We start from the raw sequence: 23,112 nt of genomic DNA on the forward strand, positions 1-23,112 counted from the left end.
GGGTCTACCGCAACCGGCCTTCCGGAAATCCCCCTAAACCGCATTGATGCACGGACGACCGGATTCGTAGACCTCCAGCCCCAGGGACGGATGCGGCAGATCGCGATAGTCCGTCGATTCAGACGTCTCACAGTCCTCCCAGTCAATGCCGAACGACTCCAGATACGCGCGCGCCAGACGGATCGCCGGCTCGATCTGTGCCTTGACCTCGGGGCGCAGACTGCCGCCGAAGTCGTCCAGCTCGACCGGCTGCACGCCGATCAACAGCAGATGGCTCGGATAGTCTCCGAGCAGATCGGCCAGCGCCAGCACCTCCTGGAAGCCGGTCTGATGCAGGCTCATCTTCTTGGCACCCATGAACTTGGGCACCTCGTCGCCCTCGACCCGTTTGAGCGTGCCGGGCGTCAGCCCATAGTCGATGGCATCGAACACCACCAGCACCTCGGCCCAGCGGATGTCGTCGACCAGATAGATGCCCTGAGTACCGCCGTCGAGCAGACGCACGTTGGGACCGAAGCGATAGCGGCGGGCGATCTCCTCGATCACCCGCACACCGAAACCCTCGTCGGCCCAGAGCACGTTGCCGATGCCGAGAACCAGCACATTGGGGCCGGCGCTCATGGCCGATCATCCTTGAACATGCGCCACCCGCTGATCATGGTGCTGATGAGGCTCTGACGCGACATGATGTCCTCGCGGATGGCGGTATAGACGTGCAGCATCACGAACACCACGATGACCCACATCCCCCAGTGGTGCCACATCCGCACGTCCTGGCTCTGGCCGACGGCCGGGATGACCCAGCCGAAGAGTTCGTCCTGCCAGCTCCCCAGCCCGGTCTGCTCCGAATAGAGCGCAAACCCCGTGACCATCATCACCAGTCCGCCGACCGTGATGATGACGACCATGAACAGATGCGCCAGCGGATTGTGCCCGACGTATTTGCGCGGCTCCGGCTCTTGGAAGGCATACCAACGCAGCTCGTGCACCAGCTCGCTCCAGAATCCGCGCCGCCAGAAGGGCAAGGTGAACAACTGACGCGAGTAGCGATTGCCCACGACCGCCCAATAGAGCCGGAACAGGAAACCGACCAGGAACACATAGCCCGCCGCGAAATGCAGGAAGCGGATGTTACCCATCAGATAGTGATCGCTGGCCTCGCCCGGCAGGCTCGGCAGCGGACTGCCGATCAGATAGCCGGTGATGGCTAGGACCGTGATCGCGAGCGCATTGACCCAGTGCCAGATCCGTACCGGGGTTTGGTAGACATAGACGGCCGTGCGCTTGACCGTTGGGACGCCGGTGTACATAGACATAACCTGTTCCTCACAATCAGCGGACCTTGACCCGAGTCAGCTCCTCGCCGTCCGGGCTCATGATGTGCGTCGAGCAGGCCAGACAGGGATCGAAGCTGTGCAGCGTGCGCAGGATCTCCAGTGGCTGATCGGGTACGGCAACCGGCGTGTTCAGGAGCGCAGCCTCGAAGGCGCCGATGTTGCCGGCCGGATCGCGCGGCGAGCCATTCCAGGTGGTCGGCACCACGGCCTGATAGTTGGCGATCTTGCCCTTCTCGATCACGACCCAATGCCCGAGCGCGCCGCGTGGGGCCTCGGTGGTGCCGACGCCCTTGGTCAGTTTCGGCCAGGTTCGCGGCTCCCATTTGTCGGGATTGGCGGTCGCGCTGTCGCCGGCCTTGAGATTGGCCACCAGCTTGTCCTGGAAATGGCGCAGCCTGTGCGCCGCCCAGGACGCCTCCAGCCCGCGCGCCGCCGTGCGTCCGAGCGTCGAGAACAGCGCCGAGACCGGGAGCTGCAAGTCGGTCAGCACCTTCTCGACCGGCTCCTTGAACTCCGGGATGCCCTTGGCATAGCCGATGATGTAGCGCGCCAGCGGCCCGACCTCCATCGCGTGACCGCGCCAGCGCGGGGCCTTGATCCAACTGTATTTGGCGTTCTCGTCGATGGCTTCGATCCGGGTCTGGCTGCCCTTGGTGTTCGGACCCAGGACGAAGTTCGGCTCGGTCACGCCGTCCCAGGGATGCAGTCCCTTGGATTCGTCTTTGTACTTGAACCAGGAGTGGGCGACGAACTCCTGGATCTGCTCGGGATCGCGCAAATCGACCTCATGGACCTCGTCGAGCTTGCCGTTGATGATCGCACCGCGCGGCAGGCACTGGTTGTCGGATGAGTCATCGTTGGCGCGCTCGGGAATGTCGCCATAGGACAGCACCGCCTGACTGCTCAAGCCCCCGCCGTGGGTCCAATCCTTATAGAAGGACGCGATAGCCATGAGATCCGGCAGATAGACCTTGTCGATGAACTCGATGGTGCGGTCGATGATCGAGGAGACCAGATTCAGCCGCTCCATGTTGACCGCGCCCACAGCGCCCGTGTCATGGATGTTGATGGCGCAGGGCACGCCGCCGACCAGCCAATTCGGATGCGGGTTCTTGCCGCCGTAGATGGTGTGGATCTTGACGATCTCTTTCTGGAAGTCGAGCGCCTCCAGATAGTGGGTGACGGCCAGCAGATTGGCCTCGGGCGGCAGCCGGTAGGCCGGATTGCCCCAGTAGCCGTTGGTGAAGGGACCGAGCTGACCGGACTCGACGAAGCGCTTGATCCGGGTCTGGACGTCACGGAAATAGCCGGGCGAGGACAGCGGCCAGTCCGAGATCGACTGCGCCAGCGCCGAGGTCGCCTTGGGATCGGCCTTTAGCGCCGAAACCACGTCCACCCAGTCGAGCGCATGCAGATGATAGAAGTGCACCAGATGGTCGTGCGCGTAGAGCGTCAACTGCATGATGTTGCGGATGGAGTTGGCGTTCTCCGGGATCTGGATGTCGAGCGCATCCTCGATGGCGCGCACCGAGGTCAGGGCATGGGTGCCGGTGCACACACCGCAGATGCGCTGGGTGAAGGCCCAGGCGTCGCGCGGATCGCGACCGCGCAGGATCACCTCCAGACCGCGCCACATGGTGCCGGTCGAGACGGCGTTGCGGATGACGTTGTCCGCGTCGAGATTGACCTCGCAGCGCATGTGACCCTCGATGCGGGTCACGGGATCGACGACGACACGTCGGCCGGCGGTGTCGAGTTGGAAACCGTTGGGGGTCTGAACGCTCATGCCTGTCCGTCCTCAGTATGCTGAGCGCCGGCGCGCTGTTTGATGCGATGGACGGCGCTCGCCGCCGCATGCGCGGTGATGGCCGCGCCGACCGTGCCTGCAGCCGCGATCCCGACCGCGTCGGCGTTGGCCTCGATGCCGAAGACGCGGGTGTCGGTGACATGGTCGTAGAAGCTGCCCTTGTCCCAGAAATCCTTCTCCGAGCAGCCGATGCAGCCGTGCCCCGACTGGATCGGGAACGAGACCCCATCGTTCCAGCGCACGGTCGAGCAGGCGTTGTAGGTGGTCGGTCCCTTGCAGCCCATCTTGTAGAGACAGTAACCCTTGCGCGCGCCCTCGTCGTCCCAGGACTCGACGAACTGACCGGCGTCGAAGTGCGGGCGGCGATAGCATTTGTCGTGGATGCGCTGGCCGTAGAACATTTTCGGCCGCCCCTGACGGTCGAGTTCCGGCAGACGCTCGAAGGTCAGCATGTAGGCGATGACGCCGGTCATGACCTCGGCGATCGGCGGACATCCCGGCACCTTGATGATCGGCTTGTCGTGGATGACCTTGTCGATCGAGACCGCCTGAGTCGGATTCGGATGCGCGGCCTGCACGCAGCCCCAGGAGGCGCAGGTGCCCCAGGCGATCACGGCCTGACAGTCGGCGGCGACCTCGCGCAGCTGATCGAGGAAGGGACGCCCGCCGATGATGCAGCTCATGCCGTCCTGACCCAGCGGCGGATTGCCCTCGACGGCCAGGATGTAGCGGCCTTTGTACTGGTGGCGGATCTCATCGAGGATCGCCTCGGCCTGATGCCCGGCGGCGGCCATGAGCGTGTCGTTGTAGTCGAGCGAGATCATCGACAGCACGACGTCCGAGGCCAGCGGATGGGCCGAGCGGATGAAGGACTCCGAGCAGCAGGTGCATTCCAGACCGTGCAGCCAGAGCACCGGGATGCGCGGCTTGGTCTCCATGGCCTCGGCGATGCGGCCCGCGAAGCCGGGCGCCAGACCCAGGGTCGCGGCCGTGATGGTGCAGAACTGGAGGAACCCGCGCCGGCTGATCCCCTGCCGGCGCATCGCCTCATAGAAGGTGTCGGTGGTCGCCATTTTGGTGTCTCTATTTTTTAGTTGTAGTCGGCGCCACGCGGATCACTCTCGGTCGTGACGCCTGATCTCCTCCAAAGAGTGTGGAAATTAGAGCACCCCTTGAGTGAATCCATCAAGACAGCAGGGAAAATAAAAATTGCGTTATCAATGACAATCGTCAATCGACATTTGATGTGCGGCCATCAGGGTCGGATGCCCTGAGCGGCGACTACCGGGGCGGCGGAGCCTGGTTTAGACTGAAATCCAGGCTGCCATCCGCACGACTCCGGAGATCCCCCACATGACCGCTCCCGCCCCGGCCCGCCCGCGCAAGCTCCCGATCGGCCTCCAGAACCTGCGCGAGATCATCACCGACGGCTACTGCTATGTGGACAAGACCATGCACGCCCTGGCGCTGGCCGAGGCGGGCAAGTATTACTTCCTGTCGCGCCCGCGCCGGTTCGGCAAGAGCCTGTTCCTGGATACGCTGAAGGAGCTGTTCGAGGGCAATGAACCGCTGTTCCGTGGGCTGTACGTCCATGACCGCTGGGACTGGTCACAACGGCATCCGGTGATCCGGCTGGATTTCTCGGCGGGTATCCTGGAGAGTCGGGAGGAGTTGGACCGGCACATCCGGTATCTGCTGCGCGACAACGCCCGCCGCCTTGGTCTGGCCTGTGACCCCGAACGCGACGGGATTCCGGGTGCCTTCAGCGACCTGATCCGGGGCGCTCAGGCGCAGTCCGGCCAGAGCCTTGTGATCCTGGTCGACGAGTACGACAAGCCCATCCTGGACAACATCGACCATCCCAAACGCGCGGCCGAAGCGCGTGAAGGACTCAAGAACCTCTACTCAGCCATGAAGGGCCGGGATGCCGAGCTACGCTTCGTCTTCATGACCGGCGTGACCAAGTTCAGCAAGGTCAGTCTTTTTTCCGGCATCAACCAGCTTCAGGATCTCACCCTGGATCCCCGCTGCGCGACCCTGTGCGGCTATACCCAGCATGACCTGGAGACCGTGTTCGCCGAGCATCTGGCCGGCGTGGATTGGGAGCAGCTCCGACGCTGGTACAACGGCTACGGTTTTCTCGGCGACCCGGTTTACAACCCCTTCGATATCCTGCTGTTCATCAGCAAGGGCCGAACCTATCGCAATTACTGGTTCGAGACCGGCAGTCCGAGTTTTCTGATCAAGCTGTTCCAGCGGCGGCGCTATTTCCTGCCGGATCTGGAGGCCGTCGAAACCAGCGAAGAAATCCTGGATTCATTCGACATCGAGCGCATCGATCCGGTGACGCTGCTGTTCCAAACCGGCTATCTGACCATCGATCAGGTCGAGCAACGATTCGGTCAGCTACTGTTCAGGCTGCGCATCCCGAACCAGGAAGTCCGCCTGGCCTTGATGAATCACCTCGTCGATGCCTGGACCGACCGCCTGCCCAGTGAACGCATGCCTTGGCAGCTGGCGATCCATGAGCCGCTGATCCATGGCGATGTCGCCGGCTTGATCGCGGCCATCAAACGCCTGTTCGCCGGCATCCCCTGGCGCAACTTCACCTACAGCGACCTGCCCGAGTACGAGGGCTATTACGCCAGCGTGCTCTATGCCTTCTTTGTCAGTCTCAACGCCGAGGTGATCGCCGAGGACATCAGCCATCACGGTCAGGTGGACCTGACGGTGAAACTGGAAGGCTACGTCTATGTCATCGAGATCAAGGTCGAGCGCGGCCGGCCCGTCCCGACGCCCGATCAGGAGCCGGTCGACAATCCGGCGCTGGCACAGATCCGGGCGCGCGGCTACAGTGCCAAATATCGCGGCCTGCCGGCGCGGGGTCTGTTCGAGGTCGGACTGGTGTTCGATCCGGACGCGCGCAACCTGATTCAAGGGGATTGGGTGGCGGTCTGACCGGGCGCGATCCATCTCCAATCACCCACACTCAGGAAGTTCGTCTTGCTCGCCATCCTTGCCGTCACGGCTCCCATCTTTCTGTTGATCGCACTCGGCTTCGTCGCCGTGCGTCGGGTCTGGATGCCGCGCGAGGGCGCGGTCGCCATGAGCCGCTATGCCCTGCTGTTCGCCCTGCCCGCGCTACTGTTCGACACGCTCTCCAAGCGCTCGCTCGACAGCATCCTGGTGCCCGACTTCCTGCTGGTCTATGTCAGCGCCTCGATGATCACCTACGGCATCGGCGTGCTGGTCGCCTCCATCGCGCGGCGGACCTCGCCGCTCGACAATGCCTTCTTCGGCATGGGGCTGTCGATGTCCAACAGCAGCTATATCGGCTATCCGCTGGTGGCGCAGTTGCTGGGCGACTCGGCCCTGATCGCGGTTGTCATGGCCATTCTGACCGAGGTGCTGATCATCCTGCCGCTGACCCTGATCCTGACCGAGTTCCATCGCGAGCGCGGACGCGGCAGCGTGCTGCGGACGCTGGGGCGGGTGCTGCGCACGGTCGGCACCAATCCGATCCTGCTGGCGATCGCGGCCGGACTGGTGTTCGCGGCGCTCGGCTGGCGCCTGCCGGCGCCGATCGGACGCACCATCGAGCTGCTGGCCGGATCGGCGGCGGTGGTGGCGCTGTTCGCCATCGGCGGCAGTCTGGCCGGACAGCGGGTGCGGGGCGCGCTCGGCCCGGCGACGGCGATCGCCGCCGGCAAGCTGGTGGTCCATCCGCTCGTGGCCTTTGGGATGCTGATGCTGGTGCCGACGCTCGATCCGACGCTCGGTCAGGCGGCGCTGATCCTGGCCGGACTGCCGATGGTGACGATCTTCCCCCTGATCGCCCAGCGCTATGATCAGGGCGAGATCCCGGCCACGGCGCTGGTGATCACGACGCTGCTGGCCTTCGTGACGCTCAATCTCGGACTCTGGCTGTGGGGGATCGGCGTGCCGGGCTGAACCACGCCCAGCCTGAGCCTGAGAGACGCCATGGTTGCGGTACGCTACCCAAGTGCACTGAACCCCGTCGGCTCGCTGCCCGCTTCCGACACAACAGCAGCGTTTCGCTGATGGTCAGCTCGGGTCGATCTCAGGCATGATGCGCCTCGCGCTGCCGGCCCCGTCCCGGCCGACGCGGCCTATCGGACGATGATCTCCGGGGCTGACTTGTAAAATAATCAATGCGCGCCCGCTCATGCGGATGACGGATCCGTGCTGTCGCGCGCGAGGTATCTGAGTGATGGTCACAACTCTCGACGAAAAACTGGAATCCGCTTACCAGGAAGTACTACGCCGCAATCCGGGCGAAATCGAGTTCCATCAGGCCGTCCGTGAGGTGCTCGAAACCCTGGGTCCGGTGCTGGCCAAGTATCCCGAATTCGCCGAACACAAGATCATCCAGCGCGTCTGTGAGCCGGAGCGTCAGATCATCTTCCGCGTGCCCTGGCAGGACGATCAGGGTCGGGTGCAGATCAACCGCGGCTTCCGCGTCGAGTTCAACAGCGCACTCGGCCCCTACAAGGGCGGACTGCGTTTCCATCCCTCGGTCTATCTCGGCATCATCAAATTCCTGGGCTTCGAGCAGATCTTCAAGAACGCGCTCACCGGCCTGCCGATCGGCGGCGGCAAGGGCGGCAGCGACTTCGACCCGAAGGGCAAGTCCGACAGCGAGATCATGCGCTTCTGCCAGAGCTTCATGACCGAGCTCTATCGCCATCTGGGCGAATACACCGACGTGCCGGCCGGCGACATCGGAGTCGGCGGGCGCGAGCTGGGCTATCTGTTCGGCCAGTACAAACGCATCACAAACCGCTATGAGTCGGGCGTCCTGACCGGCAAGGGGCTGAGCTGGGGCGGCAGCCGGGTGCGCACCGAGGCCACCGGCTACGGCACCATCTTCTTCGCCGACGAGATGCTCAAGGCGCGCGGCGACCGACTGGAGGGCAAGACCTGCGTGGTCTCCGGCTCGGGCAATGTCGCCATCTACGCCATCGAGAAAGCGACCGCACTCGGCGCCAAGGTCATCGCCTGCTCCGATTCCAATGGCGTCATCGTCGATCACGATGGACTCGATCTCGCGCTGATCAAGCAGATCAAGGAGGTCGAACGCCGCCGCATCAGCGTCTATGCCCAGGAGAAACCGAGCGCGACCTATCTGGAAAACGGCAACATCTGGACCATTCCCTGCCAGATCGCCCTGCCCTGCGCGACCCAGAACGAACTCAACGGCAAGGATGCCGAGATGCTGGTGAAAAACGGCTGCATCGCGGTCGCCGAGGGCGCCAACATGCCGACCACGCCGGAAGGCGTTCGGATCTTCCAAGACGCCGGCCTCGCCTACGGACCGGCCAAGGCCGCCAATGCCGGCGGCGTGGCGACCAGCGCGCTGGAGATGCAGCAGAACGCCAGCCGCGATTCCTGGTCGTTCGAGTACACCGAGCAGCGGCTCCACCAGATCATGATCGACATCCATCGCGATTGCCACGAAACCGCCGCCGAGTTCGGCGCGCCGGGCAACTATGTGGTGGGCGCCAACATCACCGGCTTCGTCAAGGTCGCCCGCTCGATGCTGGCGATGGGGTTGATCTAGGTCGCGTAACACACCAGCCGCTGACTGAGAATGTCCGCCGCCACCCGCAGTCCGCACCCGCGCACGTCCCAGACGCGGATCGCGGCGGCGACGGCGGGCGTCAGCGGTTCGTCGGCGTCCTCCGGGAGCGGCAGCCGGGTGTGCTCGGGCAGGGCATCGAGCCACTCGGGCCGATAGCGTCCGCCGCGCGCGTGCGGGAAGAGCGCGACATAGGCGATGCGCGACTCGACCAGATCCTGAAAGAAGTGCGAGCCGAACGAGAGATCCGGCACCAGACCGCCGCCGAGTTCGGCCACTTCGGCCAGGATCGCCACCTGACTGATGTCGGCAAAACGGATCGGCACCCCCAGTTCCGGGGTGCTGCTCCCCCAGCGTCCCGGCCCGATCAGCAGGGTCGGGCAGTCGTCGCGGCTGTCGATCCGGCGGTTGAACCGCCCCACCAGTCGGGCGACGGCGAACTTTTCCGACTGAGTCAGGGCGCTGTAGCGTGGTCCATCGACCTGAATGACCCGCTCGATCGGCTGATCGATATTCCCCCCCATGAAATGCCCGTCACTGGCGAACAACAGCCGATGCTCGGGCACCTCGTCCGGCATCTCCACCCGCTGACCGACGCCGAGCGTCTGCAAGGGCCGGCACTGCACCAGATTGAAGGTCGGCGTGCCCGCCTCATCCAGATGCAGGGTGAATTCGACATCCACCGGATAGTCATAGGCCGTCTCCAGCGTCTGTAACAGGCGGCGCAGCAGCGGCACGCAGTCGGTGTGGCGCAGCAGCGGGGCGAAGGTCAGACGCCAGACCGGATCGGGAGCCGTCTGACCCGGGCGTTCACGCGCGCGTTCGCTCGCCTCACGGTCGAGTTCGGCGCACCAGCGCAGCGGCAGATCGAGACCGGACTTGACCAGTTGACGCACGGAGACCGTGCACAGGCGGTTCTGGTCGATGTCGAGCAGATCCAGCTCATGCTGCGAGAACCGCCGCGCGTCGTCGGCATCGCGGAAGGGTCGCTTGTGCGGCTGATCGAGCGCAACCACGCAGGCATGATCGCCTTCGATGCGATCCACCGCGCGCGTGCCCAGCCCCATCACCAGCCGCACCATCCCGGCCGCCGGATCCAGGCCGGCGTCCCAGACGAAGGCATTGCGCGACACCCCGACCCCGGCCGCATCCGGAAAGTAGCGGTGTCCGTGATAGCGTCCGCTGACCCGCTGGAGCAGCAGGGCCATCGGCTCTTCCAGATCCTCCAGACCGCGCTGACGCCGGTAGACCAGCGCATCATCGCTCATCGTGCTGGCGAAGACTTCGCAGATGGCCGACTCCAGCGCCGCCAGCCGCTGTTCGGGCGAGCCCTGATTGACGCAGAAGACGCTCTCATATTTGCCGGCGAAGGCATTGCCGAAGCCGTCTTCCAGCAAGCTGCTGGAACGCACCAGCAGCGGATACTGGCCGAAATAATCGAGCATCCGCGCCAGTTCCAGCCGCACCTCGTCGGGCAGTCGGCCCCGGCGCATGTCGTCGCGCAGCGACCGGGCCTCGCTGAAATAGCCCTCGGGCGTGCGCTGGCGCATGATGCGCGGCCACCAGCCATTGTGGACCAGGAACGAATAATAGACATCCGAGCCGAGATAGAAGGAATCGTGCGGTTCGAGATGACGCGCCCAGAGCGCGGGATCCTGACGGCAGAGGATCTGACGCGCCAGCAGCATCCCGACCGCCTTGCCGCCCAAATAGCCGCTGCCGATCATGCGCGCGCGGATCGCCAGCAGATCGCGCAGGCTCAGATAGCGGCGTGCCAAGTCGATCAGGCGCTCGTCGCGACCGATCATGGCCTGATAGAGCCGTTCGAGCACGGCGCCCTGCTGTGTCTCGTCGGCCTCACCGGCGACCGCGTTGGCGGCCTCCAGAAAGAGCCGATCCCAATAATCGAGCTGACGCTGTGCGGTCTCGCCCCGGCGGCGCTCCAGATCGACCTGGAGCCGCGTGGCGTTCCAGCTATCGATGACCGGCACGAAGCGCCCGTCCTCCCGGATGTGCGGCAGGAACATGGTCGGCGACTGCCGCTGCCAGACCTTTACCGGCTGGACATAGCGCGCCTCGTCGGCGCGGCGCACGTCGATCAGCACCTGCGTGGTCGCGCGAATATGCGCCATGGTGGTATGACTGTGACGGTGCGCGAGCAGACCGAAATAGGCGACCGTGTCCAGTTCATAGAGATAGGGACAGACCACGCGGAACAGATTGCCGACCATCAGATCGGTCGCCCAGGCCGAGAGCAGATCGGAGAGACAGTCGAAGACATAGAAGGCGCCGCGCCCGTGATCGGTGATCAGCCGGTAGACATGACGGGTGAACGCCTCGAAGCCCCGCAGCGCATCGATCTTGATGATCCGGATGTGCGGTCCGGGCGCGATCAGCGGGGCGTGATGCCCAAAACGCAGATAGATGATCGAACGCTCGCGCGCCGCCGCCGCGTCGACGAACGGCGTGACGAAGCGGCGATAGTCCTCGATCTCCTCGATGCGCCAGACCACGTTGTCGCCGATGCGCAGACCGTCGAGAACGCTGTCGAGTCCGGGGAGCCCGGTGGAGACGGATTCGGGTGCGGTTCGGTGCACCCTCAGGCGCTCTGGTTGATCTCGCGCGCGAAGCGTTCGAGCTTGAGCGTGTCGGCGGTGAAGAGCCGGATGCCCTCGGCGAGCTTCTCGGTGGCCATGGCGTCCTCGTTCAGCTCCCAGCGGAAACCGATCTCGTCATAGCCGACCCTGGGAATGTCGAGCGCCCGCGCCCGGTCCGGATCGAGCCGGCGCGGCACCTCGCCCTCGGTCGAGGCCAGCTCACCGAGCAGCGCCGGGGAGATGGTCAGATAGTCACAGCCGGCCAGTTCCAGGATCTCGTCGAGATTGCGGAAGCTCGCGCCCATGACCACGGTCGGATAGTCGTGACGCTTGTAGTAGTTGTAGATGCGCGTGACCGAGCGCACGCCCGGATCTTCGTCGGCCGGATAGCCGGCGACGTTCTCGGCCTTCTTGTACCAGTCGAGGATACGCCCGACGAAGGGCGAGATGAGCGTGACACCGGCATCGGCACAGGCCACGGCCTGGGCGAAGCCGAACAGCAGGGTCAGATTGCAATGAATCCCCTGACGCTCCAGCCGCTCGGCGGCGCGAATGCCCTCCCAGGTCGAGGCGATCTTGAACAGCACCCGCTCGCGCGCATCGATCCCGGCCTGGTCGTAGAGCTCGACCAACGCCTCGGCGCGGCGCACCGTGCCCTCGGTGTCGAATGAGAGCCGTGCATCGATCTCGGTCGAGACCCGGCCGGGGACGACTTTCAGGATCTCGGTGCCGAAGTTGACCGCCAGCTTGTCCATGGTCAGACGCGCCTGAGCCTGACTGTCGCCGCCGCCGTGCCGGGTGCCGTGGAGCACCGCGTCCTCGACCAGTTCGCGATAGGCCGGCATCTGCGCCGCCTTGTAGAGCAGCGAGGGATTGGTGGTGGCGTCCTGGGGACGATAGTCGATGATGGCCTGGAAGTCGCCGGTGTCGGCGACCACGGTGGTCATACTCTTGAGTGCTTCGAGTCGGTTCATGATGAAAAGCGCCTCCAGCGCAAAAAACGAAAGGGATGGAGTGATTCAAGCGTAACCCATGGGTATGGGTTGCGTCGAAACGCGGTGCAAGATCGATCCAGACGATTATGGCTTGCGCCCATGTCGAACGTTTGACGGATGTCTGTGTCCGACCCGCCGGCAGGACTGGAGCGAACCGGCAATCTCGCCTATGCTCGACGCCCTTGAACGAACCGCTCCCGGAGTGGTCCACAAGCGCCACGGACCGCCGCTCTTCGCGGCGGTTTCTCGTTTCGATCGATCAATCAACCTCAACCCTGGAGTCTACCTGTATGGAACATTTCGGCTTTCCGATGGAAGCCATCGCCATCTTCGTCGCCGTGGTCGCCGTCTCCATCTATCTGGATCTCTTCGCGCATCGCAAGACCGATGAGATCAGCGTCGCGGATGCCGCCAAGTGGTCGGTGTTCTGGATCGTGCTCGCACTCGGCTTCTACGGCTATCTGTGGGGACGTTTCAGCAAGGAGTGGGCCGATCTCTATCTGGCCGGCTATGTGCTCGAAAAGAGCCTCTCGGTCGACAATCTCATGGTCTTCATGGCCATCTTCGCCTCCTTCGGCATCCGCTCGGGGCTGCAACACCGCATCCTCTACTGGGGCATCATCGGCGCGCTGGTGTTCCGCGCCATCTTCGTGCTGATCGGCACCAGTCTGTTCATGGCCAGTCCCTGGGTCGGCTTCGTCTTCGCCATCCTGGTGGCCTGGAGCGGCGTGCAGATGCTCAAGAGCCGTGGCGATGGGGAGGAGATCGAGGACTATTCGGATCACTGGAGCGTGCGTCTGACCGGCAAGATGATGCCGATCTACACCCGGCTGCATCTGGACCGCTTCTTCGTCAGGCACGAGGAGTTGTTCGTCGGACGCGAGGAGGCCGAGCGCCAGAAGTCGGTCACGCGCATGGGCGCGCTCTATGCCACGCCGGCCTTCCTCTGTCTGGCGACGATCGAGACCTCGGACCTGGCCTTCTCGTTCGACTCGGTGCCGGCCGTCATCGCCGTGACGCAGGAACCGCTGCTGGTCTATGCGGCCATGATCTTCGCCATCCTGGGTCTGCGCAGTCTGTATTTCGTGCTCGCGGCCCTGACACGCTATCTGGTGCACCTGGAGAAGGCGGTCATCGTGCTGCTGTTCTACATCGCCGGCAAGATGGCGTTGCAGTCCTGGAACCATGCGATTGGGGATACGGGTCTGCATATCTCGCCTGGGACCAGTCTGATGGTGGTGCTCGGTGTGCTGGTGCTGGGTGTGGTCGCCTCCCTGCTCTTCCCTGGGAACAAGGATGACGACTCGGCGGGCGCGACCAAGGGATGATCGCGGTTTGAGTCGCGGGCCGGTTCGCTGGGACCGGCCCGTACTGCGAACGACTGGTCGGCTCCAAGATCCATCGCGCCTATCGACCATTGAACCGTGTCCGGTATGATAGTCGCCATTTCGCCGATTCAGGAATCAAACCCCATGACCGACATCGACAAAGCACAAGCCCTCGCCGGCTCGACTCTGGGCGGGGAACTGGACGCCGACGAATGCCAGGCGCTCGCCGAGCGCATGGGTGTCATCTCACTCCAGGCCGGAGAGACGCTGGTCGACGAGGACCAGGATCGACGCACGCTCTTCGTACTGGCACGCGGTCGGCTCTGCGTCTGCAAATCCGTCGGCGGCAAGGAGGAGACCGTCTACCAGATGCGCCCCGGCGAGTGCGCCGGCACCCGCGCCTTCGTCGACGGCAAACCACGCCGCGCCGCCCTGCGCGCCGAGGAACCCGTCACCGTCCTGACTCTGGAGCCGGAGGACTTCGACGCCCTGATCGAGACCCACCCGCGTCTGGTCTTCAAGATCATGCGCGCCATGTTCCGCATCACCCACAGCAACCTGATGCGTATGAATCTGGAGAGCGCCGAGATGCGCAACTATCTGCTCAAGAGCGGCGGACGCTATTGAGCCGGTGAGCCTGATTGGATCCGCCGTCGCGAGACCGAAATCCACGCCTTCGCGCCGGCGCATCGCACCCGAAGCCATAACCCCCAATAGCCTCCGGAGGCGCCGATGCACCTGTTCGACATCCTCGCCGTCCTGCTGAGTCTGGCGGCGGTCTTCAGTTGGATCAACCATCGGTTCATCCGGCTGCCGACCACCATCGGCTTGATGCTGATCGCACTCCTGCTCTCGCTCGGGCTGCTGATCGCACCACTCGACAGCGAATGGCACACTCTCCTGAAGCAGCTACTCGAAGACGTCGATTTCGAGGATACGGTACTGCACGGGATGCTCGGCTTCCTGCTGTTCGCCGGTGCGCTCCATGTCAACTTGCATGATCTGGCGCGTCACAAATGGGTCATCGCCACGCTCGCGAGCGCCAGCGTCGTCGGCGCGACCCTGCTGATCGCCCTGGGCGGCTGGCTGCTGTTCGGGCTACTCGGGCTGGACGTGCCCTTCATCTACTGTCTGCTGTTCGGTGCCCTGATCTCGCCGACCGATCCGATCGCCGTGCTCGGCATCCTCAAGAAGGCCAATGCGCCCGAATCGCTCAACACCAAGATCACGGGCGAATCCCTGTTCAACGACGGCGTGGCCGTAGTGCTGTTCCTGACCCTGCTCGGCATCGCCACCGGCGAGCATGAAGCCAGCCTGTTCGGCGCGCTCGGGATGCTGGGGTACGAGGTCATCGGCGGCGCGCTGCTGGGCATTCTGAGCGGCGGTCTGGTGCTGCTGATGCTGAGCCGCGTCGACGACTATCAGGTCGAGATCCTGCTCACCCTGGCCCTGGCCACCGGCGGCTATGCCCTGGCCGAGCAGCTGCATCTGTCGGCGCCGATCGCCATCGTGGTCGCCGGCCTGATGATCGGCAATCATGGGCGCCGGTGCTTCATGTCGGACAAGACCCGCCGGCATCTGGACGACTTCTGGGAACTGGTCGACGAGATCCTCAACGCCGTGCTCTTCGTGCTGATCGGACTCGAGGTGCTGGTGCTGGAACTGAGCGGCGGTCCGCTGCTGGCCGGGGCGCTGGCGATTCCGCTGGTGCTGGCCGCACGCGCCCTGAGCGTGGGACTGCCGATCCGGATGATGAGACGCCGGAGCAGCGACTTTGCACCCGGCACCGTCACCCTGCTGACCTGGGCCGGATTGCGTGGCGGCATTTCGATCGCGCTGGCCCTCTCGCTGCCGGATGGAGAGACGCGCGACATCCTGCTGAGCGTGACCTATGTCGTGGTCGTGTTCTCGATCCTGGTCCAGGGACTGACACTCGGACCGCTGGTGCGGATCATCGGCCGGCGTGCCGATCGTGAACTGGCCGAGGTCACGGCCGACGCCGATTCATCCGCCCTCAATCATCACTGACCAACGACAACGATCCGGTGAGGACACAGCCATGCAAAGACGTGATTTCCTGAAGACCGCCGGAGTCGGCGCACTCGCCGCCGGAGCCAGTGTCTCGCTCCCGGCCCGTGCCGAGGGGCCAAGCATCAAATGGCGCCTGGCGTCGAGCTTTCCGAAGAGCCTGGACACCATCTACGGCGGCGCCGAGACCCTGTCCAGGCGGGTCGCCGAGCTGACCGACGGGCGCTTCGAGATCCGCGTCTTTGCCGGCGGCGAGCTGGTGCCCGCGTTCGGCGTGCTCGATGCCGTGCAGCAGAACACGGTCGAGTGCGGCCACACCGCCTCCTATTACTACTACGGCAAGAACAAGGCGCTGGCCGCCGAGACCACCCTGCCCTTCGGGCTGAACACACGCCAGCTCACCTCCTGGGTGATGGCCGACGAAGGCATGGGGCTGCTGCGCGAGATGTTCGCCGAGTACGACATCCTCAACTTCCCCGGCGGCAGCACGGGCGCGCAGATGGGCGGCTGGTATCGTAAGGAGATCAAGTCGCTGGAAGATCTCAAGGGACTCAAGATCCGCATCCCCGGCTTCGGCGCCGAGATCTTCTCGCGTCTGGGCGCGGTGCCCCAGTCACTGCCGGGCGGTGAGATCTATCCTTCGCTGGAGCGCGGCGCCATCGACGCGGCCGAATGGACCGTGCCCTATGACGACGAGAAGCTCGGCTTCCACAAGGTCGCCAAGTATTACTACTACCCCGGCTGGTGGGAGACCGGCACCCATCTGGTGTTCTATGTGAACAAGGACCAGTGGGCCGCGCTGCCGCCGAGCTATCGGGCCGCCTTCGAGGTCGCCGCCAATGAGGCGCACCTGGAGATGCTCGCCCGCTACGACGCCAAGAATCCGCACGCACTGCAACGGCTGATCGCCGGCGGGGCCGAGCTGCGCCGCTTCCCCGACGACGTGCTGCTCAAGGCCTATGAGACCGCGCATCAGGTCTATGCCGAGGAAGCCGAGAAAAATCCCACCTTCAAGCGGCTCTATGACTCCATGATGGCCTTCCAGGAGCGCTCCGATGCCTGGTGGGGCGTGGCCGAATCGCCCATGTCCAACTTCCGGCAGGCGGTGCGGCGGATGAAGTGAGCCGGGGCGCGGTCATCCATCGCGCACCTGACACATCGGCCGTTCGCACTGAGCGGCGGCCGATCCATCACCCCCGCAACACCGCCAGCGCTTCTTCGAAGTCGTAGCCGGCCAGCGCCTGACGAAACGCCGCCTCGCGCCCCTTCAGCGCGGGTTCATAGAGGCTGGGTGCATCGAAATACAGACTGTGCGCAGTCACGTCGCACTGTTCGAGCAGGCACATCAGGTCGTCGATGGCCTTGCGCAGAACCGCCTCGTCGGCCATGTCCGCGCCCTGCCCCGTCTCCGCCGGCACGACCTCGCCGATGGGCAGGCGCAGACTGAGCCAGAACACACTCCCTTCGCCGAGGGTGCTCTCGACCCCGATCTCGCCGCCCATGAGCGTGACCAGACGCTTGGTGAGCGCCAGTCCCAGCCCGATGCCATCGTATCGACGGGTCATGGATCCATCGCCCTGGCGGAAGGGTTCGAACAGACTGGCGCGCGCCTCGGGCGACAGGCCGATCCCCTGGTCCTCGACCACGAAGCGCAACGTCACTGCCTTTTCGCGCGACTCGATCGGCGCAACCATGAGTCGAACCCGCCCCTGCTCGGAGAACTTGACGGCATTGCTCAACAGGGCGTCGAGCATCTGTTCGAGGTGGGGCGCATCGCCGCGCAAACACAGTGGCACGCCGTCTTCGATCACCTGGACCAGTTCGAGCCCCTTGGAGCGGGCCGACGCCTCGAAGCGCCCGATGACGCGCGCGCACAGTGCCGCGAGATCGAAATCAGCGCTCTCCAGCACCAGCCGCTCGGATTCGGCGCGACTGAGCGTCAGCAGATCATTGATGATGTGGAGCAGCCGCTGCGAGGCGCGTTCGAGCTGATCCATGCGCGTCCTCGAACGCTCGTCCTGGCTGTCGCGCTTGGCCAGATAGGCCAGCCCCATGATCTGATGCAGGGGCGTGAGGAATTCGTGTCCGACATTGGTCAGGAAGACGCTCTTGGCGCGGTTGGCGCTCTCGGCCTCGTCGCGCGCCAGCGCCAGTTCGCGCACCCGCTCATGGACCAGATCCTCCAGGTGATCGCGATGACGCGTCAGCTCGGCATTGGCGGTGCGCAGTTCACGTTCACGCCGCTCCAGCTCCAGATGCAGCGCGACGCGTGCGCGCAAAACCGGCTTGTTGACCGGCTTGTGCACGAAGTCCACGCCGCCGGCCCTCAGAGCGCGTGTCTCGCTCTCGGAGTCGGTGCGCGCGGTGACGAAGATCACCGGGATCTCGCGCGTGGCCGGATCGGACTTGAGCGCCGCGCAGACCTCATAGCCGTCCATCTCGGGCATCATGACGTCGAGCAGGATCAGATCCGGTCTGGCGGTCTTGGCGAGCAGATCCAGCGCCTGACGCCCGGAGGTGGCGAAGCTGGTGTCGTAGCTGTCTTCCAGCATCCCGAGCAGGATCTCGATGTTGGTCGGCGTATCGTCGACGATGAGGAGGCGTGGAAGGTCGTGTTCTTTCATGGCAGATTCCAACTCTGTTTTTGCGCCAGACGCCGCACCCCGGCCAGGGCCTGCTCGAAGTCGAGCCGGGCGATCGCGGCGGCGATCGGGGCATAGTCGGCCTGTAGCGCGGAACCCTGTAGCCAGGATTCGATCTCGTGGCTGAGCCGGCGCGCCCGACTCTGCCGATTGTCGAGCATCCAGGCCAGTGTGTGGAGCTTCGGGTGCAGGGCGTCCAGATCCAGTCGCTTGGGCGTTGCGCGCTGCTCCGATGGCCGTTCGGGCGCGGTGGTGGGCGCGGATGCCTGGGACGCCCGGCTTCCGGCATAGTCGGTGATGTCGACGAGATGCAGCGGCGCCGTGAACCAGAAGGTGCTGCCCTCGCCGAGCCGGCTCTCGACCCCGATATCACCGCCCATCAGCTCGACCAGACGCCGGCTGAGGCTCAGGCCCAGGCCGGTACCGCCGTGGACGCGACTGGCCGACATATCGGCCTGCTGAAAGGGGGCGAAGAGCGTCCGGCACTGCTCGGGCGTCAAGCCGATGCCCGTATCCTCGATCGAGAAGCGCAGCACGAGACGCTCGCCGGCCGCCGTCCTGGAGACCGCGCGCTCGGGCGCGGCGACCAGCACGACCCCGACCCGGACGCCGCCGCGCTCGGTGAACTCGATGGCGTTGTCGACCAGATGGTCGAGCACCTGCTGGATGCGCAAGGGGTCGCCGGCGAGGACGGGCGGCACCTCGGGCGCCCTCACACAGGTGAACGTCAGTCCCTTCTCCTCGGCGCAGGGCCCGTAGAGCTGGCGCGTGCGGTCGAGGATGTTGTCGAGATTCAGGGGCGTGGACTCCAGACGCAGATAGCCGGACTCGACCTTGGAATAGTCCAGGATGTCGTTGAGCAGGCTCGAGAGCGCCGCCGCCGAGTCATGGATCTTGAGCAGATAGTCACTCTGGTGCGGGGTCATGGGCTCGGAGCCGTCGAGCAACAGGTTCGACAGTCCGATGAGCGCGTTCATGGGGGTGCGCAGTTCGTGCCCCATGTTGGCCAGAAAGGCGCTCTTGGCCGCGTTGGCCTGCTCGGCGGCCAGCTTGGCCTGCATGAGTTCGTGCGAGAGCACGCGCAGGGCCTGCTCGGCCCGGCGATCGACCAGGGCCACCAGAACCTGACGCTCGCCCGGCGTGCGCTCGCTCAGGGGCATGAGATGCACGTCGAACCAGGCTTCGCCATCCCCCTGGACCTTCAGAGCCATGGACTCCAACTGATAGGGGCCGAGGTCGAGCGCGGTACGCATGAGACTGTGCAGCCGGGTGCGGCTCGGGAAGTCGAAGAGCTGGAACAGCGAGCCGCGCTGCAAGGCGATATGGCGGCTGATGCCCAGTACCTCGTGCGCCTGTTCGTTGGCCTCGACGATGAAACCGCCGGCATCGACCACGATGGCCGGCACGGGCAGAGACGCGAAGAGACGCCGATAGCGCTCCATGGCGACCGCGATGTGATCCTGCGCCAGCATCAGTTCATCGTTCTGGATCTCCAACTCGGCCTGGTAGACCCGCAGTTCCTCGACCAGATGCGAGAGTTCCAGCGCCTTGGAGCCGTCCGGGTCCAGGGTCAGGCCGGCCTGTCCCTCGGCGATCGCCTGCTCGGCGCGCTCGCGCAGTTGGTTGAAATCGAGCTGGCGCCGCTTCAAGCCTTGCGACTCCGATGCCAGGACGTGATGTTGATGTGACTGACCACCACGCCGATGTCCTGACTCATCACGGGGGCCACGTTCATGACGAACCAGCGCTCCTCGCTTGGTGAGTGGCAGGGATATTCCATCGAGAAGATCGGCAGCGAGCCTTCGAGCACGCTGCGCAGACCGCGATAGGCTTCCTCGGCATAGCCATCTTCCTTGCTCATGCCCGGCTGGCAGATGTCCAGATAGTTCACCCCAGGGCCGGAGTGCTTGAGATCCTTGTCGCCGTTGGCGCGCGCGAAGCGTCGCCAGGCGGCGTTGACCATGATGATGCAGCCGCCGTGGTCGAGCACGGCGATGTGCTCGGGCAGCGCGTCGAGGATGGATTGCAGCCGACGCGCGTCGTGGAAGGCGGTCACGTCGACGAAGGTGGCCACCACGCCGTTGATGGTGGTCGAGGGGATCAGATACGGCAGGATGCGCACCAGATAGGTCTTCTTGTCGTCGAGCGTCACCACCTCGGTCTCGACCGAGCGCTGGGCGCCGAGGGTCTGGCGCAGATCCTCGATCAGGCTCGGGTAGCGCAGCACGTGCGAGATGTCGCCCAGCGGACGCCCGGCGTCGGACTCGCGCAGCTTGAAGATCTGGGTCGCGTCCGGACTGAAGCGCGTGATGTGCAGCTCTGAGTCGAGAAAGATGGTGGCCACGCCGGCGGCCTTGGCCATGCTGTCGAGATCGGCGTTGACGCGGTTGAGCACCAGCATCTTTTCCTGGAACTCGGCATTGACGGTGCTCATCTCCTCGTTGACCGACTGCAACTCCTCGTTGGAGCTTTGCAGCTCCTCGTTGGAGGCCATGAGTTCTTCGTTGGTGGCCTGAAGCTCCTCGTTGGAGGTCTCCAGTTCCTCGATGGTCGCCTGGAGACTCTCGCGGGTGGCGCCCAGCTCGCGTTCGAGCACGGCCACGCGCGCCATGGTCTCGGCATCGACGTCGACCGGCTCGGCGGCCGCCGTCGCCGTCTGGTTCGGAGCGGCCTCGAAGCACAGCAGCGTCAGACGCTCATCGCTCTCGCTGTGCAGCGGATGGGCCGACAGCCGGATGGTGCGCTGTTCGCCGCTCTTGAGCGTCGCATCGAGCAGATCGGAGACGATCGAACAGCGATCGCGCGTGGCCTTGTAGAGCAGTGCGGCGGCCACCGGCGTGAGCTTTTCGGGCAACAGCCGGCTGACCTCCAGACTGGCCGCACCCTCGCGGGTCTGGAGATAGGGGTTGACGTCGCCGAACAGATGGATGACTTCGTGCTGGTGATTGACGACGATCGCCGGCGGGGCATAGAGCGAGAGCAGGGCCGTGACGCCGAGACTGGCCACCGAGGCTTCGCTCGCGCCGTGACGCGACTTGGCCAACTGGGGCGCCTTGCCGAGCGTCGGCGGCGTGAGCAGCGCCGCGCCCCGGCGTTCCAGGAACGGCAGCGACATGGCGCCGACGCGCCGGAACAGCTTGTGCTTGGCGCTGATGGTCTGCAAGCCTTCGGTGGAGGCCGAGAGCGATTCGCTGGAACCGAGCAGCAGCACCCCGCCCTCGCGGATGGCGTACTGCAGCGAGCGCAGGGCATGTTCCTGGGCGGCTGAATTGAAATAGATGAGCGTGTTGCGGCAGACCACCAGATCCATCTTGGTGAAGGGCGGATCGGCGAGCAGATTGTGCCGGGCGAAGACGATGCACTGACGCAGTTCGTTCTTGATGACGAAGCGGTCGCCCTGCCTGGTGAAGAAGCGTTCCAGACGCTCGGGCGAGAGTTCGGCGGCGGCCGATTCGGGATACTGACCGACGCTGGCCGTCTCGACGCAGGACTGATCGACGTCGGTGGCAAAGATTTTGAGGTTCGGCCAGCGGCGTTCGCGTTCGAAGGCTTCGATGAACAGCATGCCGATGGTATAGGCTTCCTCGCCCGTGGCCACGCCCGCGATCCAGACCCGGATCGGCTCATTGGGCGGACGGTCGGCGACCATGGGCGCGATCACACTCTCGCCCAGCAGGCTGAAGGTCTCGGGATCGCGGAAGAAGCTTGTGACCGAGATCAGCATCTCGCGCCGCAGGGTGATGATCTCGTTGCGGTCGTGTTCGAGCAGATCGTAGTACTGATACAGCTCCGGGGTGTGGCGCACCTGCATCCGCCGGTCGATGCGGCGCATGACCGTGGTCGGCTTGTAGTCGGAGAAGTCGATCCCGCCGACCTGATGCAGCAGATGCAGGAGCGCCGCCAGCACTTCCTCGGTGGTCATGTTGGCGCGCGGCACCAGCCGCGGCGGCTCGATCTCGGGTTCTTCGTAGGGAAGGTTGCGGATGTGGGCCAGCAGCCGCGCCGGAATATCCTCGGCCGGCAGGATGGCGTCGACCAGTCCGGTGGCGATCACGCTGCGCGGCATACCGTCGAACTTGGCCGACTCCGGCTCCTGGGCCATGAGGAAACCGCCGGCGGCATTGATGGCCACCGAGCCGCGCGTGCCGTCGGTGCCCGTGCCCGAGAGGATGATGCCGACGGCATGGCGGTCGTAGACGTCGGCCAGCGAGGAGAAGAAGATGTCGATCGGCAGGGTCAGGCCGCGCGGATTCTTCGGCGTCAGATGCAGATGCCCCTTGGAGACGTGCATGATGGCGCCGGGCGGGATCAGATAGACGTGGTTGGCGTCCATCGGCATGTCGTCCTCGACCATGGTCACCGGCATCTCGGTGTGACGGGCGAGCAGATTGCTCATCATGCTCTTGTGGTCGGGCGACAGATGCTGCACCACCACGAAGGCCGCGCCGAGATCGGTCGGGCAGGCCTTGAAGAACTTCTCCAGCGCGTCGAGACCGCCGGCCGAGGCGCCGATGCAGACGACATAGCCGTCGAAGGGGGCCGACTTGGGGGCGTCGGTCCCTTCGCTCTTGGGCGGGGCGTTCTTTTTCATCGGCGATGAGGATCCATGGATGTGGCGACGGCTGGGGTTCGGACGCACTCGCGAGTGTTTCTGTTCCCCGCGATGCGGCGTGGACGCGATGCGAATCGACGGCGGTCGACGCCGGCAGGGTTTAGAATACGGCATTCTATCCAAAAGACGCTTCCGAGAAGCGTCGAGATTCGCCGCCGAGTCGAGAT

At 64.7% G+C, this 23,112-nt stretch carries 16 protein-coding genes; 7 read left to right on the forward strand and 9 right to left on the reverse strand.

Going from position 1 to position 23,112, the window contains the following annotated elements; all coding sequences use genetic code 11:
* Positions 1–33: 33 nt before the first annotated feature.
* The 4 genes from HW932_RS06585 to HW932_RS06600 are packed head-to-tail and all read right to left on the reverse strand — an operon-like array spanning position 34 to position 4,217.
* Complete coding sequence (locus HW932_RS06585; protein WP_176975680.1) at positions 34–621, reverse strand: HyaD/HybD family hydrogenase maturation endopeptidase; 588 nt, start codon at positions 619–621, stop codon at positions 34–36.
* A complete protein-coding gene (gene cybH / locus HW932_RS06590) occupies positions 618–1,310 on the reverse strand; it encodes a Ni/Fe-hydrogenase, b-type cytochrome subunit (RefSeq protein WP_176975730.1) in 693 nt (230 codons plus the stop codon). The genes HW932_RS06585 and cybH overlap by 4 nt, the downstream gene beginning before the upstream one ends.
* Positions 1,311–1,332: 22 nt before the next feature.
* Positions 1,333–3,123, reverse strand: a complete 1,791-nt coding sequence (locus HW932_RS06595) for a nickel-dependent hydrogenase large subunit (protein WP_176975681.1) — start codon at positions 3,121–3,123, stop codon at positions 1,333–1,335.
* Entirely contained in the window at positions 3,120–4,217 is a 1,098-nt protein-coding gene (locus HW932_RS06600; protein ID WP_176975682.1) for a hydrogenase small subunit, read from the reverse strand. Before HW932_RS06600 ends, HW932_RS06595 begins: the two co-directional genes overlap by 4 nt.
* Positions 4,218–4,497: 280 nt before the next feature.
* Between HW932_RS06600 and HW932_RS06605 the strand changes: the two genes are divergently transcribed.
* The 3 genes from HW932_RS06605 (at position 4,498) to gdhA (ending at position 8,725) form a co-directional block, all read left to right on the forward strand.
* The gene (locus HW932_RS06605) at positions 4,498–6,102 is read left to right on the forward strand and encodes an ATP-binding protein (protein ID WP_176975683.1); all 1,605 of its coding nucleotides are present in this window, start codon (positions 4,498–4,500) and stop codon (positions 6,100–6,102) included.
* A gap of 45 nt (positions 6,103–6,147) precedes the next feature.
* Positions 6,148–7,095, forward strand: a complete 948-nt coding sequence (locus HW932_RS06610) for an AEC family transporter (protein WP_176975684.1) — start codon at positions 6,148–6,150, stop codon at positions 7,093–7,095.
* A 280-nt stretch (positions 7,096–7,375) separates the two neighbouring features.
* On the forward strand, positions 7,376–8,725 hold the full coding sequence (gene gdhA / locus HW932_RS06615; RefSeq protein ID WP_176975685.1) for an NADP-specific glutamate dehydrogenase: 1,350 nt from the start codon (positions 7,376–7,378) through the stop codon (positions 8,723–8,725).
* Here gdhA and HW932_RS06620 read toward each other — a convergent pair.
* A complete protein-coding gene (locus HW932_RS06620; RefSeq protein WP_343046966.1) occupies positions 8,722–11,340 on the reverse strand; it encodes a PEP/pyruvate-binding domain-containing protein in 2,619 nt (872 codons plus the stop codon). The two genes, gdhA and HW932_RS06620, sit on opposite strands and share 4 nt — an antisense overlap.
* A 2-nt stretch (positions 11,341–11,342) precedes the next feature.
* Positions 11,343–12,314 carry a transaldolase gene (tal, locus tag HW932_RS06625; protein ID WP_222932242.1) on the reverse strand — a complete coding sequence of 324 codons (972 nt, stop codon included), beginning with the start codon at positions 12,312–12,314 and terminating at the stop codon, positions 11,343–11,345.
* 311 nt (positions 12,315–12,625) lie between these two features.
* Between tal and HW932_RS06630 the strand changes: the two genes are divergently transcribed.
* The 4 genes from HW932_RS06630 to HW932_RS06645 all read left to right on the forward strand — a co-directional run bounded on the left by HW932_RS06630 (position 12,626) and on the right by HW932_RS06645 (position 16,814).
* On the forward strand, positions 12,626–13,663 hold the full coding sequence (locus HW932_RS06630; protein WP_176975686.1) for a TerC/Alx family metal homeostasis membrane protein: 1,038 nt from the start codon (positions 12,626–12,628) through the stop codon (positions 13,661–13,663).
* Positions 13,664–13,807: 144 nt separating this feature from the next.
* Entirely contained in the window at positions 13,808–14,290 is a 483-nt protein-coding gene (locus HW932_RS06635) for a Crp/Fnr family transcriptional regulator (RefSeq protein ID WP_012971502.1), read from the forward strand.
* 105 nt (positions 14,291–14,395) lie between these two features.
* On the forward strand, positions 14,396–15,691 hold the full coding sequence (locus HW932_RS06640; protein ID WP_176975687.1) for a cation:proton antiporter: 1,296 nt from the start codon (positions 14,396–14,398) through the stop codon (positions 15,689–15,691).
* A gap of 31 nt (positions 15,692–15,722) precedes the next feature.
* Positions 15,723–16,814 carry a TRAP transporter substrate-binding protein gene (locus HW932_RS06645; protein WP_176975688.1) on the forward strand — a complete coding sequence of 364 codons (1,092 nt, stop codon included), beginning with the start codon at positions 15,723–15,725 and terminating at the stop codon, positions 16,812–16,814.
* Positions 16,815–16,881: 67 nt separating this feature from the next.
* Here HW932_RS06645 and HW932_RS06650 read toward each other — a convergent pair whose 3' ends face one another.
* The 3 genes from HW932_RS06650 to HW932_RS06660 are packed head-to-tail and all read right to left on the reverse strand — an operon-like array spanning position 16,882 to position 22,924.
* A complete protein-coding gene (locus tag HW932_RS06650; protein WP_176975689.1) occupies positions 16,882–18,315 on the reverse strand; it encodes an ATP-binding response regulator in 1,434 nt (477 codons plus the stop codon).
* Positions 18,312–19,982: an ATP-binding protein gene (locus HW932_RS06655; protein ID WP_176975690.1), complete on the reverse strand. Its 1,671-nt coding sequence runs from the start codon at positions 19,980–19,982 to the stop codon at positions 18,312–18,314. The genes HW932_RS06650 and HW932_RS06655 overlap by 4 nt, the downstream gene beginning before the upstream one ends.
* Positions 19,979–22,924: a chemotaxis protein CheB gene (locus HW932_RS06660; protein ID WP_176975691.1), complete on the reverse strand. Its 2,946-nt coding sequence runs from the start codon at positions 22,922–22,924 to the stop codon at positions 19,979–19,981. Before HW932_RS06660 ends, HW932_RS06655 begins: the two co-directional genes overlap by 4 nt.
* Between the last annotated feature and the right edge of the window lie 188 nt (positions 22,925–23,112).

The organism is Allochromatium humboldtianum (genome assembly GCF_013385175.1).
GTDB lineage: Bacteria > Pseudomonadota > Gammaproteobacteria > Chromatiales > Chromatiaceae > Thermochromatium > Thermochromatium humboldtianum.